At 36.7% G+C, this 17,849-nt stretch carries 14 protein-coding genes; 12 read left to right on the forward strand and 2 right to left on the reverse strand.

What is annotated here, in order from left to right:
- Nucleotide 1 precedes the first annotated feature (1 nt).
- The 9 genes from MKY94_RS06650 to MKY94_RS06690 all read left to right on the forward strand — a co-directional run bounded on the left by MKY94_RS06650 (nt 2) and on the right by MKY94_RS06690 (nt 10,472).
- Nucleotides 2-1,282 carry a dihydroorotase gene (locus MKY94_RS06650; RefSeq protein WP_342578281.1) on the forward strand — a complete coding sequence of 427 codons (1,281 nt, stop codon included), beginning with the start codon at nt 2-4 and terminating at the stop codon, nt 1,280-1,282.
- A complete protein-coding gene (locus MKY94_RS06655; RefSeq protein WP_144537982.1) occupies nt 1,279-2,379 on the forward strand; it encodes a carbamoyl phosphate synthase small subunit in 1,101 nt (366 codons plus the stop codon). The genes MKY94_RS06650 and MKY94_RS06655 overlap by 4 nt, the downstream gene beginning before the upstream one ends.
- Nucleotides 2,372-5,569, forward strand: coding sequence for a carbamoyl-phosphate synthase large subunit (gene carB, locus MKY94_RS06660; protein WP_342578282.1), 3,198 nt, complete (start codon nt 2,372-2,374; stop codon nt 5,567-5,569). Before MKY94_RS06655 ends, carB begins: the two co-directional genes overlap by 8 nt.
- Entirely contained in the window at nt 5,566-6,342 is a 777-nt protein-coding gene (locus MKY94_RS06665; protein WP_144537984.1) for a dihydroorotate dehydrogenase electron transfer subunit, read from the forward strand. The genes carB and MKY94_RS06665 overlap by 4 nt, the downstream gene beginning before the upstream one ends.
- Nucleotides 6,339-7,253, forward strand: coding sequence for a dihydroorotate dehydrogenase (locus MKY94_RS06670; protein ID WP_191696402.1), 915 nt, complete (start codon nt 6,339-6,341; stop codon nt 7,251-7,253). Before MKY94_RS06665 ends, MKY94_RS06670 begins: the two co-directional genes overlap by 4 nt.
- Nucleotides 7,250-7,960 (forward strand): orotidine-5'-phosphate decarboxylase, encoded by a 711-nt coding sequence (gene pyrF / locus MKY94_RS06675; protein ID WP_144537986.1) that lies wholly within the window; start codon nt 7,250-7,252, stop codon nt 7,958-7,960. The genes MKY94_RS06670 and pyrF overlap by 4 nt, the downstream gene beginning before the upstream one ends.
- A complete protein-coding gene (pyrE, locus tag MKY94_RS06680) occupies nt 7,957-8,589 on the forward strand; it encodes an orotate phosphoribosyltransferase (RefSeq protein ID WP_144537987.1) in 633 nt (210 codons plus the stop codon). Before pyrF ends, pyrE begins: the two co-directional genes overlap by 4 nt.
- Nucleotides 8,590-9,032: 443 nt before the next feature.
- Nucleotides 9,033-9,356 carry a hypothetical protein gene (locus tag MKY94_RS06685; RefSeq protein WP_144537988.1) on the forward strand — a complete coding sequence of 108 codons (324 nt, stop codon included), beginning with the start codon at nt 9,033-9,035 and terminating at the stop codon, nt 9,354-9,356.
- 366 nt (nt 9,357-9,722) lie between these two features.
- A complete protein-coding gene (locus MKY94_RS06690; protein WP_144537989.1) occupies nt 9,723-10,472 on the forward strand; it encodes a hypothetical protein in 750 nt (249 codons plus the stop codon).
- A 196-nt stretch (nt 10,473-10,668) separates the two neighbouring features.
- On the opposite strand, the gene MKY94_RS06695 is transcribed toward MKY94_RS06690, so the two are convergent.
- Complete coding sequence (locus MKY94_RS06695) at nt 10,669-11,859, reverse strand: coenzyme F420-0:L-glutamate ligase (RefSeq protein ID WP_144537990.1); 1,191 nt, start codon at nt 11,857-11,859, stop codon at nt 10,669-10,671.
- Between the two features lie 112 nt (nt 11,860-11,971).
- On the opposite strand from MKY94_RS06695, the gene MKY94_RS06700 reads away from it, so the two are divergent.
- The gene (locus MKY94_RS06700) at nt 11,972-12,850 is read left to right on the forward strand and encodes a LysR family transcriptional regulator (RefSeq protein WP_144537991.1); all 879 of its coding nucleotides are present in this window, start codon (nt 11,972-11,974) and stop codon (nt 12,848-12,850) included.
- Between the two features lie 299 nt (nt 12,851-13,149).
- Nucleotides 13,150-13,629 carry a phosphate-starvation-inducible protein PsiE gene (gene psiE, locus MKY94_RS06705; protein ID WP_144537992.1) on the forward strand — a complete coding sequence of 160 codons (480 nt, stop codon included), beginning with the start codon at nt 13,150-13,152 and terminating at the stop codon, nt 13,627-13,629.
- 136 nt (nt 13,630-13,765) lie between these two features.
- On the opposite strand, the gene MKY94_RS06710 is transcribed toward psiE, so the two are convergent.
- Nucleotides 13,766-15,472 (reverse strand): transglutaminase domain-containing protein, encoded by a 1,707-nt coding sequence (locus tag MKY94_RS06710; RefSeq protein WP_151110621.1) that lies wholly within the window; start codon nt 15,470-15,472, stop codon nt 13,766-13,768.
- Nucleotides 15,473-16,365: 893 nt separating this feature from the next.
- Here MKY94_RS06710 and MKY94_RS06715 point away from each other — a divergent pair.
- On the forward strand, nt 16,366-17,823 hold the full coding sequence (locus tag MKY94_RS06715) for a DASS family sodium-coupled anion symporter (RefSeq protein ID WP_144537994.1): 1,458 nt from the start codon (nt 16,366-16,368) through the stop codon (nt 17,821-17,823).
- Nucleotides 17,824-17,849 lie beyond the last annotated feature (26 nt).

Consider the following 17,849-nt stretch of genomic DNA (forward strand, 5'->3'; position numbering starts at 1 on the left):
CATGACAAAAATAATTCAAAACGTTCAACTAGTAAACCAATCAGGTGAATTAGAAACTACTTCTGTTGTAGTTAAAGAAGGGATAATAACAGAAATCCACCCTACTCCAACTTTAGCAGAGGCACAAGTAATCGATGGTAAAGGAATGTTACTCTCATCAGGTTTTATTGACGTACATGTGCATCTACGTGAGCCAGGTGGTGAACAAAAAGAAACGATTGAAACTGGTACAAAAGCTGCTGCAAAGGGTGGATATACAACTATCTGTGCAATGCCTAATACTCGTCCAGTCCCAGATACAGCTGAAAACTTCTCACATGTACTAAACTTAGTAGAAAAAAATGCACTTGTAAGAGTGCTTCCATATGCTTCAATTACAATACGCCAAGCTGGTAAAGAACGCACAGATATTGCTTCACTTAAAGAGCTTGGGGCATTTGCTTTAACCGATGACGGCGTGGGAGTACAGACGGCGGGGACAATGCTAGAAGCAATGCAAGAAGCAGCAAAGTACCATATTCCTGTAGTAGCACACTGTGAGGATAATTCACTTTTATATGGTGGAGTAATGCATAAAGGGAAACGAAATGAAGAGCTTGGATTAAAAGGAATCCACTCTGTTTCAGAATCAGTACATATTGCGAGAGATATATTACTAGCTGAAGCTGCAGGTGCACATTATCACGTATGCCATGTTAGTACTAAGGAATCTGTTCGAGTGATACGAGACGCAAAGAAGGCAGGCATCCATGTAACGGCAGAAGTAAGTCCTCACCATTTAATACTTTGTGAGGAAGATATTCCATCCAATGATGCAACTTGGAAGATGAATCCCCCCTTAAGAGGAAGGGACGATATGATGGCATTGCGTGAGGGACTATTAGATGGAATATTAGATTTTATTGCGACAGATCATGCACCTCACACAGAGGAGGAAAAAGCACTAGGATTTGAAAAGGCTCCATTTGGAATCGTTGGATTAGAAACGGCTTTTCCATTGTTGTATACACATTTTGTGAAAACTGGAGAATGGACGTTAAAGCAACTTTTAGATTTCTTAACAATCAAACCGGCGAACGTATTTGGCTTTGAATTTGGCAAGTTAGAGATTGGAGCTCCAGCAGATCTAGTATTGATAGATTTAAATAAAGAACAAAAAATAGAAAAAGAAGCATTCTTATCTAAAGGGAAGAATACACCATTTGATGGCTGGGTTTGTGCAGGTTGGCCACAAGTTACTATCTTTAACGGAGAAATCGTATGGCAGGAGGAACAAGCATGAAAACTAGATATTTAATATTAGAGGACGGTTCGGTATTTAAGGGGAATGCTTTTGGAAGCGAAAAAGGAACTGTTGGTGAGGTTATTTTCACTACAGCAATGACAGGCTATCAGGAATCTATTTCGGATCCATCCAATTGTAGTCAAATTCTGACTTTCACGTATCCTATGGTTGGTAACTACGGTATAAATCCAGATGATTTTGAAGCTATTGAAATAGGCTTGTCAGGAATCGTTGTTCGTGAATTGGCGGAGCATCCATCTAACTTTCGCAACCAAAGTACATTAGATGAATTTTTAACATTAAAAAATGTACCAGGAATTGAAGGAATAGATACGCGTAAGCTAACACGCATTATTCGAAAGCATGGTTCACTCAAGGGTAAGATGACAAACGCTGGAGAAGAAGTAAATGTGGGAGAAATTGTAGCAATACTAAAAGCTACTGAAATACCTAAAAACGTAGTCGAGCAGTCATCTATTACTAGACCGTATCCAAGTCCTGGACGTGGAAAACGAGTAGTATTAGTAGATTTTGGCATGAAGCATGGTATTTTAAGAGAGCTAAACAAGCGTGACTGTGACGTGATTGTAGTACCTTTCAACACATCAGCAAAAGAAATTCTAGCAATGCGTCCCGATGGGGTCATGTTATCTAACGGACCTGGGGACCCAACAGATATACCAGAAGCAATTGAGATGGTAAAGGACTTAATCGGTAACGTCCCGATCTTTGGAGTTTGTCTTGGTCATCAGTTAATTTCTCTAGCGAGTGGTGCCACTTCATTTAAATTAAAATTCGGTCATCGAGGTGGGAATCATCCAGTAAAAGACTTAACTACTGGAAGAACTGAGCTAACTTCTCAAAACCATGGCTATGCGATTGATGCAGATTCTATATCCAATACTGACCTTGAAATTACTCATGTAGCTTTAAATGATGGAACAGTTGAAGGTGTAAGACATAAAACATATCCAGTCTTCTGTGTACAGTTCCACCCGGAAGGTTCATGTGGACCAGAGGATTCCACGCACTTATTTGATCAATTTATAGAGTTAATGAATAAAGAAAGCAAAAAGGAGACTTCACATGCCTAAACGTAAAGATATAGAAACTATTTTAGTAATCGGATCTGGTCCAATTGTAATCGGTCAAGCTGCAGAGTTTGACTATGCTGGGACACAAGCATGTATTTCCCTAAAAGAAGAAGGCTATAAAGTAATACTAGTTAACTCCAATCCCGCAACTATTATGACAGATACGGAAATTGCGGACAAAGTATATATTGAGCCAATAACTCTTCCATTCGTAAGTAAGATTATCCGTAAAGAGCGCCCAGATGCAATACTTCCGACATTAGGGGGTCAAACTGGCTTAAACATGGCTATTCAGCTAGATGAATCTGGCATATTAGACGAGTTAGGGATAGAAATTCTTGGTACGAAGCTAGAGGCAATTCACAAAGCAGAGGACCGGGATTTGTTCAGAACATTAATGAATGAGCTGAACGAGCCAGTACCTGAAAGTGACATTATCCACAATCTTGAGGAAGCAAAAACCTTTGTGGAGCGTATTGGATACCCAGTAATCGTAAGACCAGCATTCACATTAGGTGGAACTGGAGGGGGTATTTGCCATAATGATGCAGACCTAGTCGAAATCGTTACAAGTGGTTTAAAGTATAGTCCCGTGACCCAATGTCTATTGGAGAAATCCATTGCGGGCTATAAAGAAATAGAATATGAGGTAATGAGAGATTCAGCTGACAATGCAATCGTCGTATGTAATATGGAAAACGTAGACCCAGTAGGGATTCATACTGGAGATTCAATTGTAGTGGCTCCGACGCAAACATTATCTGATCGTGAAAACCAAATGCTTCGAAATGTATCCTTAAAGATTATTCGTGCTTTAAAAATAGAAGGTGGATGTAACGTACAACTTGCTTTAGATCCACATAGCTTCAATTACTATATTATTGAGGTTAATCCACGTGTAAGCCGTTCATCTGCGCTTGCTTCAAAGGCGACAGGTTATCCAATTGCAAAGCTCGCAGCAAAAATAGCGGTAGGACTTACATTAGATGAAATGATGAATCCTGTTACGGGAAAAACATACGCTTGCTTCGAGCCAGCTTTAGATTATATTGTAGCGAAAATACCTAGATGGCCTTTTGACAAATTTGAATCAGCTAAACGTAATCTTGGCACCCAAATGAAGGCAACAGGAGAAGTAATGTCCCTTGGACGTACTTTTGAAGAAGCAATTCTAAAGTCAGTTCGTTCTTTGGAAACAGGTCACTTTCATCTTGAAATGAAAAATAGCGATTCTATTACAGATGAATGGATTGCTAAGAGAATTCGCCGCGCAGGAGATGAGCGCTTATTCTTTATCGGTGAAGCGTTACGCCGTGGAGTGACAATCGAGCAAATTCATGCGTGGAGTCAAATTGATTTATTCTTCTTAAATAAATTACAAAATATCGTTAAATACGAAAAGGTAATTCAAGATAATCCTTTCAATAAGGAAATTTTATATAAAGCAAAGAGAATGGGCTTTGCAGACAAAACAATCGCAAAATATTGGAATGTGAAAGAGATAGAAGTATATAACTTTAAAAAGGAAAGCGATATTGTCCCAGTTTATAAAATGGTAGATACATGTGCTGGAGAGTTTGAATCAGAAACGCCTTATTTCTATGGAACGTATGAAGAGGAAAATGAATCTATTCGTACGGATAAAGAAAGCGTGATTGTGCTTGGTTCTGGTCCAATTAGAATCGGGCAAGGTGTAGAATTCGACTATGCAACTGTTCACTCTGTATGGGCGATAAAAGAAGCCGGTTATGAAGCAATTATTATCAATAACAATCCAGAGACAGTTTCGACTGATTTCTCTATTTCAGATAAATTATACTTTGAACCGTTAACTGTGGAAGACGTTATGCATATCGTGGATCTTGAGCAGCCAAAAGGTGTAGTTGTACAGTTTGGTGGTCAAACAGCGATAAACCTAGCAGAAGCATTAGAAGAAAGAGGAGTAAAAATATTAGGTACTACTTTAGAGGATATCGATCGAGCAGAAAACCGTAATAAATTTGAATCTGCTCTTCACGAAATTGGAATACCTCAACCACTAGGTAAAACTGCAGTATCTGTAGAAGAAGCAATTGAAATTGCTAATGAAATTGGTTACCCGGTATTAGTGAGACCTTCTTACGTACTTGGTGGACGCGCAATGCAAATCGTTTATAACGAAGATGAGATTAAGCACTATATGGAAAATGCTGTAGAAGCAAGCCCTGAAAAGCCGGTTCTAATCGACCGTTATTTAACAGGAACAGAGGTTGAAGTAGATGCAATCTGTGATGGAGAGAATGTCTTAATACCAGGTATTATGGAGCATATTGAGCGAGCTGGAGTCCATTCAGGCGATTCTATTGCCGTATATCCACCACAAAAGTTATCTCAAAAACATATAGACACCCTGGTTGACTACACAACAAGGCTTGCTAGAGGCTTAAAAATCGTAGGTCTGATGAATATTCAATATGTAATTTCTAAAGATGAGGTTTATGTGATTGAGGTAAACCCACGCTCAAGCCGTACAGTACCATTTTTAAGTAAAATAACCTCTATACCAATGGCAAACATTGCAACAAAAGCGATTCTAGGACACTCTATTGTTGAGCAGGGATACAAAACAGGACTGGCACCAAATAGTCCAGGAGTATTCGTAAAAGTACCAGTTTTCAGTTTTGCTAAGCTTCGTAGAGTTGATATTACACTCGGACCTGAGATGAAATCAACAGGAGAGGTAATGGGGAAAGACATAACACTAGAAAAAGCACTTTATAAAGGCTTAGTGGCAGCAGGTATGGAAATTAAAGATCATGGATCTGTACTAATGACTATTTCTGACAAAGATAAAGAGGAAGCAACAGATATTGCTAAACGTTTTCACGCAATTGGATTCCGTATCATTGCGACAGAAGGGACGGCAAAAGCGATTCTATCTGCAGGTATTCCAGTAGATATAGTAGACAAAATTGGCTCGAAGGGCACTACTTTATTAGATGTAATACAAAAAGGGGAAGCTCAATTTGTTATTAACACTTTGACGAAAGGAATGCAGCCAGAGCGTGATGGCTTCCGTATTCGAAGAGAGTCAGTCGAAAATGGAATACCTTGCTTAACTTCATTAGATACTGCAGAAGCTATGGTTCGAGTAATTGAGTCGATGAGTTTTTCTACAGATACGATGAAATTACAGGAGGTTCGCGCATGATTAGACAAGAGCAAATGTGCGTTGTACATCAGCAAAAGATAGCAACGAACATTTTCGAGCTTACCTTAAAAGGACAGCTCGTGCAGGATATGAAACAGCCAGGCCAATTTGTTCATATACGAGTGTCTGATCAAATGGAACCTTTATTGCGTAGACCAATTAGTATTAGTTCTATAAACAATGAAGCTTTAGAGTTTACAATGATTTATCGTGCAGAGGGAAGTGGAACAGTTCTACTTTCGAAGAAAAAACCAGGGGATATTGTAGATGTGCTTGGTCCCTTAGGTCAAGGTTTTCCTGTAGATAAAATTACAGCTGGAGAGAAAGCTCTGCTAGTAGGTGGGGGTATTGGTGTTCCACCTCTTTATGAACTGTCCAAAAGACTGGTGGAAAGAGGTGTGCAACCCATCCATGTATTGGGCTTTCAATCGCTAGATGTTGTTTTTTATGAGGAGCTGTTTAAACAACTAGGTGAAACTTATATAGTAACAGTAGACGGAAGCTATGGACATAAAGGATTTGTCACAAACGTTTTAGACAAAATTGCTGACGACTTTGTCATGTATTATAGCTGCGGTCCAACTCCTATGCTTGCAGCACTTGAAAAAATGTATCCACATAAAGAAGGCTATCTTTCTTTTGAGCAACGTATGGGCTGCGGTATCGGAGCATGCTTTGCTTGTGTATGCGAAACAACGGAAAAAACGGATGTTGACTATTTGAAGGTTTGTTCTGATGGTCCAGTCTTCCAGTCAGGAGTGATTCGAGTATGAACAGATTAGCGGTAGAGTTACCAGGTCTGTCGTTAAAAAATCCAATAATGCCGGCTTCAGGGTGCTTCGGATTTGGTAAAGAGTATGCACAGCTTTATGATTTGTCTAAATTAGGTGCAATTATGATTAAAGCTACCACACTAGAAACTAGACTAGGAAATCCCACTCCTCGTGTCGCAGAAACTCCTGCGGGAATGCTTAATGCAATTGGATTACAAAACCCTGGTCTTACAAAGGTAATGGCAAATGAGCTTCCTTGGTTAGAGCAATTTGATGTACCCATTATCGCAAATGTTGCTGGTACCTTAACGGAGGATTACGTTGCAGTTGCGGAAGCTATTTCCAAAGCTCCAAATGTGCATGCACTTGAGTTGAATATATCATGTCCAAACGTTAAACAAGGTGGAATAACGTTTGGTACAGACCCTCAAATAGCAGAAGAGCTGACAAAAGCAGTTAAAGCAGTATCTTCTGTAGCTGTGTATGTGAAGCTGTCTCCGAATGTCACAAACGTTGTAGAAATTGCCAAAGCTGTGGAAGCCGGTGGTGCAGATGGTATAACAATGATTAATACTTTACTTGGTTTACGGTTGGATACTCGAACGGGACGTCCTGTTATTGCTAATGTAACAGGCGGTCTCTCTGGCCCTGCTATTAAGCCTGTTGCATTACGCATGGTGTATGACGTTGCTAATCAAGTCTCACTACCTATTATCGGAATGGGAGGGGTATCTAACATAGATGATGTTATTGACTTCTTATCTGCAGGGGCAAGCGCAGTAGCTATTGGAACAGCTAACTTTGTTGATCCATTCATTTGTCCGTCGTTAATCGAGCAGTTACCTGATAAGCTTGACGAGCTAGGGTATGAAACAGTAACCGATTTAGTTGGAAGGAGCCATCGATTATGATAAACAATCCGATTATTGCATTAGACTTTGCTTCTGCTGAGGAAGTGTACAGTTTTTTAACCCCCTTTAACGAACCTCTCTTTGTTAAGGTAGGAATGGAACTTTATATGCAGGAAGGTCCAGCTATAGTTTATAAGCTGAAGGAAATGGGGCATGATGTATTTCTAGATTTGAAGCTACATGATATTCCAAACACAGTTGGCCAAGCTATGAAAGGACTAGCTCGTTTAGGAGTCGATCTTATCAATGTTCATGCTGCTGGAGGAGAGGCAATGATGATTAAAGCTCGTGAAGGACTGGAAGCGGGAACCCTAGCTGGAAAAATGAGACCTGCTATTATCGGCGTTACTCAGTTAACCTCTACATCAGAGCAACAAATGCAGGAGGAGCAGCTTATCCATACTTCTTTGGAGGAATCTGTTCTTCATTATGCTAGGCTTTCAAAAAAAGCGGGATTAGATGGAGTGGTATGCTCTGTGCTCGAGGCAGGAAAAATAGTTGAATCTTGTGGGGAAGGCTTTTTACGAGTGACACCAGGTATACGACTTTCTTCTGGAGAAGCACACGACCAGGTAAGAGTGGCAACTCCCTCTATTGCTAGAAAGCAAGGCTCTTCTCACATTGTAGTTGGACGTGCTATCACAAAGGCAGATAATCCAGTTGAGGCTTACAAAACTATCTTTAATATGTGGGAGGAATACGCATGAAACTTGATCATAAAATTGCAAAGGCACTACTTGAGGTAGGAGCAGTAGAGTTACAGCCAAACAACCTTTTTACTTGGGCTTCAGGCATTAAATCGCCTATCTATTGTGATAATCGTATAACTATGTCTTCTCCAGCCATTCGGAAAGAAATTGCAAATGGCCTTGCAGAAGCCATTAACAACAATTTCCCAGGGACAGAAGCAGTAGCGGGAACTGCCACAGCTGGTATTCCTCATGCTGCATGGGTAAGTGATGTGTTAGACCTTCCTATGCTGTACGTACGGTCGAAGGCAAAGGAACATGGTAGAGGAAACCAAATTGAAGGAAAAGTAGTACCTGGTCAAAGGGTAGTAGTCATTGAGGATTTAATATCCACAGGTGGAAGTAGCTTAACAGCTGTAGAAGCGTTAAGAAAATCAGGATTAGAAGTACTTGGAGTTGTAAGTATTTTTACATATGGACTTCCGAAGGCAGAGGATTCGTTTAATGAAGCAGGTATTAACTTTATTAGCTTGACTAATTATGATGCTTTAGTTGATGCAGCATATGAGGCAGACACAATTACGGAGGCAGATATTCCTATGCTTTCTAAATGGCATAATGATTTAAAGCACGGCTTGTTGAAATAACTTACTTCCCCGGAAATGTTAGAGGTTTGTAAAACATTCCGGGGTTTTAATGTTAAGTATTATTGTTATATTTAAATGGGAAATTAAGTACTAATAAGTTTTAACAAAAAAAACCTCTGTAATTGACCTTCACAAGAAGCGATATCTTTACAATTTTCGCTTCCATATTAAGAAAGCTTTAGATTAACCGCAAGTTTCATCGCTACTCAGATAATTGTTTTATCCACCTTTAAAAATAATTACATTCTTTTACCCAACTTGTTATAAAGACCTTAAGTACTAAAGATGACATATTCCATATTATGGATTAAAATTGGTGAACTTAACTTAAGTTTATTATTATTTAATAGGTAAAAAAACATAAGAAAGCCAAGACATACGAGAAGGAATATGATATATTTTTAATAATATTAAAAATAATTCAAACAAAGGATGTCGCAATTATGTCAAACACAAAAATATTAAAATGGGTTACAGGAGGATTGGAGGCACTTTTAGGGATACCAGTTCTAGGTGGAATTATAATCATGAGCTTTCTCTGGATACCTTTGGTAATTATGTTGGCTTTGCATATCGTTACCCTTATCATAACGAAAAAAGAGGGAGGGGAAACTACGACTGGGAGTATTCTGGGAATAGTAACCTCTTGTATCGGCTTTATACCTATTGTTGGAATGATAATGCATATTATAACAGCCGTCATATTAATGCTTGAAGCGTCTAAGCCAGATGTTCACAAAGAAAGCATGTTCAACGAAGAGTTTTAAAAATATAAATAAAGACATACACTTAGCTTAGAGAAGGTGTATGTCTTTATTTGTTTATCCTAAACCCTAAAAATCAAGTGGAAAGAGGTGATGAATAGAGAATTTCCTTTCCCGGACTCTTATGGGCATATATATAACCCCTAAAGCTTTTATATGTATTGGAGATATAATTACTTATAAATGTACAAAAATAGGGTTATGTTAGCTGGAGGACTATAAAAAGACGTACTAAAAGTATTCCCCCAAGTTTTGTTTATAGAATTTTTATTGCTTTCTTCTTAAACCAGTAGTATTTATCAAAAAAATAATCCTTAATAAATTGTCCAATTTGTTCTTCATTAAGAAGATAACAGAAGGAGTTTTAGTATGATACGTGGCAGGAAGACTAAATGGGCTATTCCAATTTTAGCGATAATCAGTATTGAAATATTTTACATTATTATTCTCATAACCGGTTCATCAATTAGTAATGTCTTTTGGGAAGGAACCTATATGCCAACATTACTTTCCTTCATTCCCCTTGCATTAATCCTTATTATTTATTTTTCGTGGATGAAAAAATGGAGCTTTTATGGATTTAATCTCCAACTTAAAAGTGAAAGTCTCGTCTTTTTTTTACCACTTATTTTAGTAATCGTTATATTAAGCAATCAAGATTTTTCTAAAGAATCATTTTTAATGACCACTTTCCTTATTGCTTATGCTATATTAATCAGCTTTGTGTTACTAGGCATATTTATTGGGATAGTGGTTACCACTTTATTACCTTTAGGCAACATAGCTGCCATCTTAGCTTCAGGAATATTGTATTCACAAGATGGGTGGTTTCTTCTCCTAACAGGCAACAATCTGACTGAGACGAGTGTTCATATTGTTTTATGCTTTTTGTTAGGCATTGTGCTGGCTCAAGTATTTGTAATCACTCGAAATTTATATCCTTTATTTGTATTTCAAAGTTTATTTTCCTTGATTAATACAATGGGTATAGAATCTTTCAATTTGTGGAGAGAGGGACTGGTTATATCATTCCTAGCTGTAACAGTGATTTTTCTATGCTTTTCTATTAGAAAAGATGAGAGTCTTGTAAGTCGATCATTCAATGAATCAACATTATGAATTGTAAAGAGAAAAGAGATGAAAAATCATTTCTTTTCCTTCTCTTATTGGAGGGCAATTTTGTTTTCGATAGCCTTACGATTGTAAGATTAGCGATTTAACATTTAACTATACTATACCTTGCTAATTTGCATTTTATTTAGTACAAAAAAAGAAGGCTCGAGACATTTAGTCCAAGCCCCCATAAGTAAGGAAGTTATTTAGTATAATTATCAAAGTAGCCCTGAATATATATCATTGGAGTACCCTTATCTCCACTACCTGAGGTTAAATCAGAAAGCGATCCAATAAGGTCTGTTAATCTTCTAGGAGTAGTGCCTTGCGCCTCCATTGCACCAACGAGATCATCACCTTTGTTGTTAATATGCTCGGTAATTGCTTTTTTCAGTTCTTCGCCTCTCAAATGTGCAAAATTATTATCGGCAAGATATTTTAATTTTACTTCGTTTGGTGTCCCTTCTAATCCAGCAGTAAAGGCAGGTGAAACTACTGGATCAGCAAGCTCCCAAATATGTCCGACCGGATCTTTAAATGCTCCGTCTCCGTATACCATTACTTCCACATGTTTACCTGTTTTTTCTTTAAGCATATCTTGAATATTATCAACAATTGGTTGGCAATTACGCGGGAATAACTTCACACTATCTTCAGTGGATTTGTTGGACCCAAGTAAACCATATTCTTCATTAAAGCCACTTCCATCTACTGACTCAGAGAGTAGGTTATCCAGGCTATAAATTTTTTCTCCGCCATTGGCTTTAAGGATTTTTTTCGTTCTAAATCTCGAATGAATATCACAAGTTAGTACGTTCTTAGTATAATCCAAAATAGATTTCGGGTTGTTAGAGAATATTACTTCACATTCAACTCCATATTCTTCTATTAGAGCTTTATAGTAAGCGATGTAATCTACTCCAGTAAAAGGATGTAGCTTATAACCAAAGTGGTCACGGAATTGTTTTTCTGTAAGAACATCAGTCCAAGGGTTAACTCCCTTTTCATCTAACTCATCGATATCTACTAGATGATTACCGACTTCATCTGAGGGGTAGCTAAGCATCAAAACAATTTTCCTCGTACCTTTTGCTATACCACGTAGAACGACTGCGAAACGGTTACGACTTAGAATAGGGAAAATAACACCCAGTGTGTCGTCTCCAAATTTTGAATGAACATCTTTTGCAATTTGGTCAATGCTTGCATAATTTCCTTGAGCACGTGCAACGATCGATTCAGTCACTGTCACGATATCTTGATCGTTAATAGAAAAACCTTCCACTTCTGAAGCTTTTAAAACGCTATCTACTACAATCTCTTCAATATTGTCACCTTTATTTATAATAGGGCCACGAAGACCTCTAACAACTGTACCAACTACTCTTTCCAAATTGAACGCTCCTTCAACTGTAATATATATATTATTTCCACTTGTAATATTACTCAATTCAATGATATAAGTAAAATTAATATATATAATAATAGATATAAGAGGTGCTTATATGTCAGAGAAACTGGATCTATATAAAATATTTTGTGTGGTTAGTAAAAATAGTAGCTTCTCAAAGGCTGCAAAAGATTTGTTTATGACACAACCAGCAATTAGCCAAGCAATTATGCAACTTGAAAGAGAACTAGACACAAGGTTGTTTTATCGAACAACTAAGGGAGTAACTCTGACAACAGAAGGCTCTGTATTGTTTGAATATGCTAGCTCTGCCTTGAAACTAATTGATACAGGGGAGGAAAAAATACTAGAATTTAAAAATCTAACTGCAGGGGAGCTTAAAATTGGAGTAGGAGATACAATTTCACGATTTTTCTTGCTCCCTTACTTAGAAGAATTTCATAATAAATATCCTAGTATTAAATTTACAATTGTGAATGGTACAACAACAGAGCTTTGCGCCATCTTAAAAGCAGGCGAGGTGGATATTGCTTTTTGCAATTTTCCAGTAGAGGACGATAGTCTTGGACAAAGACCTTGCTTAGAGGTGCAGGACATTTTTGTTTATGGGGAAAAGTTTAATAAAGTCTTGTCAAAGCCAATTAGTTTAAATGAGCTAGTAAAATTACCTTTAATATTTCTCGAGTCAAAATCTATTTCTAGACGATATGTAGAAGATTATATGCTCTCAAAAGGAGTAAAAATTTCTCCCGAGTTTGAATTGGGTTCTCATGATTTATTATTAGAATTTGCTAAAATAAACCTAGGTATTGCTTGTGTGACTAAACAATTTGCTAAAGAATATTTAAATAAGGGAATATTAAAAGAAGTGCAATTAAAAGAGGACATACCTAAAAGAAATATAGGGGTATGCTTTTTAAAAAGAGTACCCCTATCAACAGCTGCCACAAAATTTGTCGACTTAATCGAATAGGATAGATAAAAGAGGCTAGTACAAAACTTGTCTTTTAAATTCAAAACCCCCGGAAATTTTATTATTCGTAAAATTTTCGGGGGTTTTGTTTTTTTATCCACTTCGTAGCAATTTTTGCTCTTTTCACTAGACATCTGATTCATTAAATAAAATTAAATTAGTTTTATCAACAAATAGACGCCTTTAAAAATAGACTGAATGCCTTTAAAGAAACAAAAATAATTTTAAATTTCAGAAAAAAATAGACATGTTAGGTTATCTTACATTATAATAATGTATTATTAAAAAGGAGGAATTGAATGGTTAAATTTACAGCTATGTTATCGATCATCCCAAAAGCCTTGCAAGTTTTTTTAAATCTCTGTTTAGTCCTCTTGGCATTTATATTAGCATTTTTGCTAATGAAGGAACTTACAATTTTTATCCAAATGTTAGTCACCGTAGGTACCAGCGACTATAAAATGTTCCTTGCTAACATCCTCATATTCTTTTTATATTTTGAGTTCATCACCATGATTGTGAAGTATTTCAAAGAAGACTACCACTTTCCTCTCAGGTATTTTTTATACGTAGGTATTACCGCTATGATTCGCCTCATTATTGTAGAACATGATCACCCTATTGATACACTTCTTTACTCGCTAGTTATACTCATTTTAATTGTAGGATATTTTATTATGAATATCACTCCTTTGGAAAGACCGAATAATCCGTGGTTTATAAAAAAAGGAGAAGAAGGGAGAGTTGTTGGGCTAGAGGGTAAAAATGAAGGTGCTTGATAGCAGTCACCTTGAGTCTATTATTTTTTTCATTAAAAAAGACAAAGACAGTTGAACAACAGGGCTTCCTTTTGATCAACTAGCTTTGTCTAAATTTGTAAGGTATTAGGTGTTTGAGTTTTTCTTAAGAATAAATTTAGTAGACTATACCATTGCGTGTATGGGTTTTGTTAAAATCTTCATCAGCAGGGTCAAAGTAATCTTCACTAAAGCTTGCTATAAATTTGTTTTCTTTAATATAGCCAGCCCCCCAGGTTGGATCCATAGTTAACCAACTGTCATCCACCCTTGCCTCAACCCAAGCATGCCTATCTGTTGTGTATCCTTCTACAAAGCGAGCCTCAATATGGACTGCTCGTAAAAGGGCAATTGTTAAATAGGCATAGTCCTGACAAACTCCCGTTTTTAACTCCAGCGTTTTTAAAGCGCTATCATCCCAATTAAAATCTTCATTTTGAAATTTAGTAACGTCGTAGGAAATATTGTTTGCAACAAAGTCATAGATGGCTTTTGTTTTATCTCTTTCGGAAACTTTGTCTTTTATGAGATTGTTTGCTAGTTCAATAATTTGAGGTGAATCTGATTCTACTCCTCTAGAAGGAAGGATATCTCGTTTATCTTGTTCTATAGTTGAAAGTACTTCAAATTTTGCTACCTCATAGTATCTAAAAAAGTTATTCTTTGTGCTAGTGATTTCAGGAACGCTAATAGAAATCTCATATTTTCCAGGACCAAACCTCAAGTAAAAAGAATGATCAAATGCATAATTACTAATAGGAATTACTTCTAAGGCTAGGTCTTCTCCTTTTTTAGTTTGTACATAGAGGTGAGTTGTTTCCGCTGATAGTAACGCTTCTGGATCGATAAAACCTTTTATATGAAATTTATGCTCGCTAACGCTACTAGCATAGATGGGCTCTAATAGATTAACTCCTCGTTCGGTATATAGGGAGGAGTAATGAATAGGCTCCATTTCTTCAATAGATGTATTTTCTATGAGTAAATCTGTTGCAGTTTTGTAATAGTTTTCTTTATCTGAATCAGGAATCATTACCTCTAGAGTATGTAATCCTTGACCATATAAAAGGGGAATCTTAGTAGTAAAAGTTCCATTTTTAACAGGAATCACTTTGCTCCATATCTGGCCATCCTTAGTCAACCGAACCATAATATCCTGGTAACCTGCGGCTTTCAGGATTTCCCCATTCAATGTAAATACACCATCTTCTTCTACTACATAACTAACCTTGGTATCAAGACCTAGCCCAGCTTCTAAACCAAGTGGTGTATAAGTAACGTCTCTTATCCTTTCTGGGTTGATATTAATAACCTCAAAGTTTGCTGTATCATAATAATAGTTTTCTCGCTCAGTGCTAGGGACTTGAACTTTTATTTTATATGTTCCTTCTCCGTTAAAAAAATGAACTGTTTGATTAAATTCCCCATCATTAATAGGAACGAAATAATTCTGTTCTTTTCCTGCAACTCCTACTTTTTCTGCTTGGATGTTAATCCATATATAGTGTGATTTTAAGTCATCTATTTTATCTATTTTCCCAGCAATGGTGATTTCTCCATTAGCAGAAAATTTCTTGTATTTTGGTTCAGAAAAAGTAATACCAAGCTCGCTTGCATTAGGGGATGTGATATCAAGCGGGAGAAGGTTTATGCTTTTGTTTTTTTCTTCTACTATCGCTTCATAATCATCTTCTTGCATAGCTATAGGCACAATATTGGTCTGCTCTTTTGTTAAGGGTTTTTCAAGGGAGATGGAATCTTTATTGCAAGCTGTTAGAAAACATAGTAGGTAAAGTAGGGAAATTCGCGCTATCCAAGGCTTCATAGACTTCCTCCTTTCATTTTTAGATAACTTCTTCTCATAACCATTCTCTCATAAAAATTGGAAAAAGAGAGGATTATTTTAATCTCATTTATTCAAACACTAATTGAACTTATTTAAAATTATATGCGTGTTAAATGTGCCCGCTTCTTGAGCAGGGAGAAAAATCATACCAACTCATGTGAAGTTCTACAAATTCGTTTAGCTCACTGAGGAAAGACGTATAGATCAATTAGCTAGACACTTAATAATTCAAATTTAATTATTAAGTACTACTTAAGAATTGGCTTAAATGTGAGTATATACCTTTTAAACCATAAAATATTGACAAAAATATGAACAAAAGATTAGAAATTATTTAAAAATTTATGAAATAGATTGGTATATATAAACAAAAAGAAATTGTAGAGGTATACTTATTGTGAATTAATTCACATTGTTTGATGATATATAGTTCTTCCTAGTTTACTAAGTAACCAAGAAAGGTAGAGATAACCTAACTGAAATGCATTTTTAATATCCTTTCGGAAGAAATCTAACAGTTAATAGTGCATATGCAAGGAATGACAATATCTGTTACACCGAGAGAGGCATAGTAGTTTACAGTAAAAAATTTAAGAATTTTATTGCAGCTAATTAGATCTTTGTATGAGTCGGAAAACGACAGTCAAATTTGCTTAGAAAGCATCGTATAAAAATGAATTCTATTAGCAAAATAAGTAACGATAACTAGCATGGATTCTCGAAGGGTCATATTAATGGATTAGGTAAGATGTTTGAAGAATCACAGTAATAGAAAGTGTACTCCTATAGTTTGCAAAATAAAACTATATAAAAAATTTTAAGATATATTCTATTTTACAATAATATTCTATAGAAATAGAGGAGGAATTGTAATGAAAAAGAATAAAACGTTTTTTATTCTCCTAGCTTTTGCAGTATTTTTAATTATTGTATTATTACCCACTCCTGAAGGACTTCCGGTTGCAGGGCAGAGAGCTCTAGCGATTCTTGCATTGGCGGTAATTCTATGGGTAACGGAAGCCGTATCGTTTCCAGTGAGTGCGGCAATAATCATTGTACTTATTTCTGTATTCATCGGTCTAGCACCAACCATCGATGATCCTTCAATAGATTACACAACTTCAGGTGCTTTAAAGTTAGCATTAGGAGGTTTTAGCTCCTCGGCTGTCGGCCTAGTTGCTGGAGCAACATTCATAGCTGCAGCAATGGAGCTTACTGGATTACATAAACGTTTAGCACTGTTCATCATGTCTAAGGTAGGTACAAAAACAAAAAGCCTAGTTTTTGGAACAATAGTTGTAAGTATCGTGCTAGCGTTATTTGTTCCAAGTGCTACAGCTCGGGCAGGTACTATCTTGCCTATTCTATTAGGGGTAGTCGCTGCCTTCAACCTACCTAAAACAAGTAGACTTTCTGCCCTATTAGTAGTCACAGCAGTTCAGTCTATTTCTATCTGGAACATAGGGATTAAAACAGCAGCCGCTCAAAACATGGTCGCTCTAGGATTCATTGAAGAAAACTTTGGTATCAATATTACTTGGGGTCAATGGTTTATATATGCTGGGCCATGGTCAATTTTAATGTCTTTCGTATTATTCTTCATCATGAACAAGCTTATTAAACCGGAGCTATCTGAATTAGAAAATGGCGATGTAGTCATTAAAAATCAATTAAAAGAATTAGGTCAAATAACTGGTAAAGAAAAACGGTTAATCATTATTTCAATTGCTTTATTAATTCTTTGGGCAACTGAAGGCATACTTCACCCACTAGATTCAACGACTGTTACATTTATAGCTGTAATGGTTATGCTCTTGCCGGGTATTGGAATTTTCACTTGGAAAGAAGTCCAAAATAAGATTCCTTGGGGAACTCTAGTAGTATTCGCAGTTGGAATCTCTATGGGAACAGTACTTTTACAAACAGAAGGTGCATCTTGGTTATCTGAAAATACATTAGAGGCAGTCGGGTTAACAGAAATGCCACTTATTTTCATTATCATGGTTCTCTCACTGTTTAATATATTGATTCACCTAGGTTTTGCAAGCGCAACAAGCTTAGCTTCGGCGTTTATCCCTATCGTTATTGCGTTGGTGGTTTCAATGCAACCTACTTCGTTTAACGGTCCAGGTCTAGTATTGATCCAGCAATTTGTTGTTTGCTTTGGTTTTTTGCTTCCAGTAAGTGCGCCTCAAAACATGCTCGCATATGGTACTGGAGCATTTACAACAAAAGACCTTTTAAAATCTGGGCTACCAATTACTATTATTGGGTACGCGTTAATCATTATCTTCAGTATGACTTATTGGCAATGGGTGGGACTACTTTAAGACGAGGTACGTTACGAACTAAAAAG

The sequence above is a fragment of the Psychrobacillus sp. FSL K6-2843 genome (assembly GCF_038626375.1).
Taxonomy (GTDB): Bacteria; Bacillota; Bacilli; order Bacillales_A; family Planococcaceae; genus Psychrobacillus; species Psychrobacillus faecigallinarum.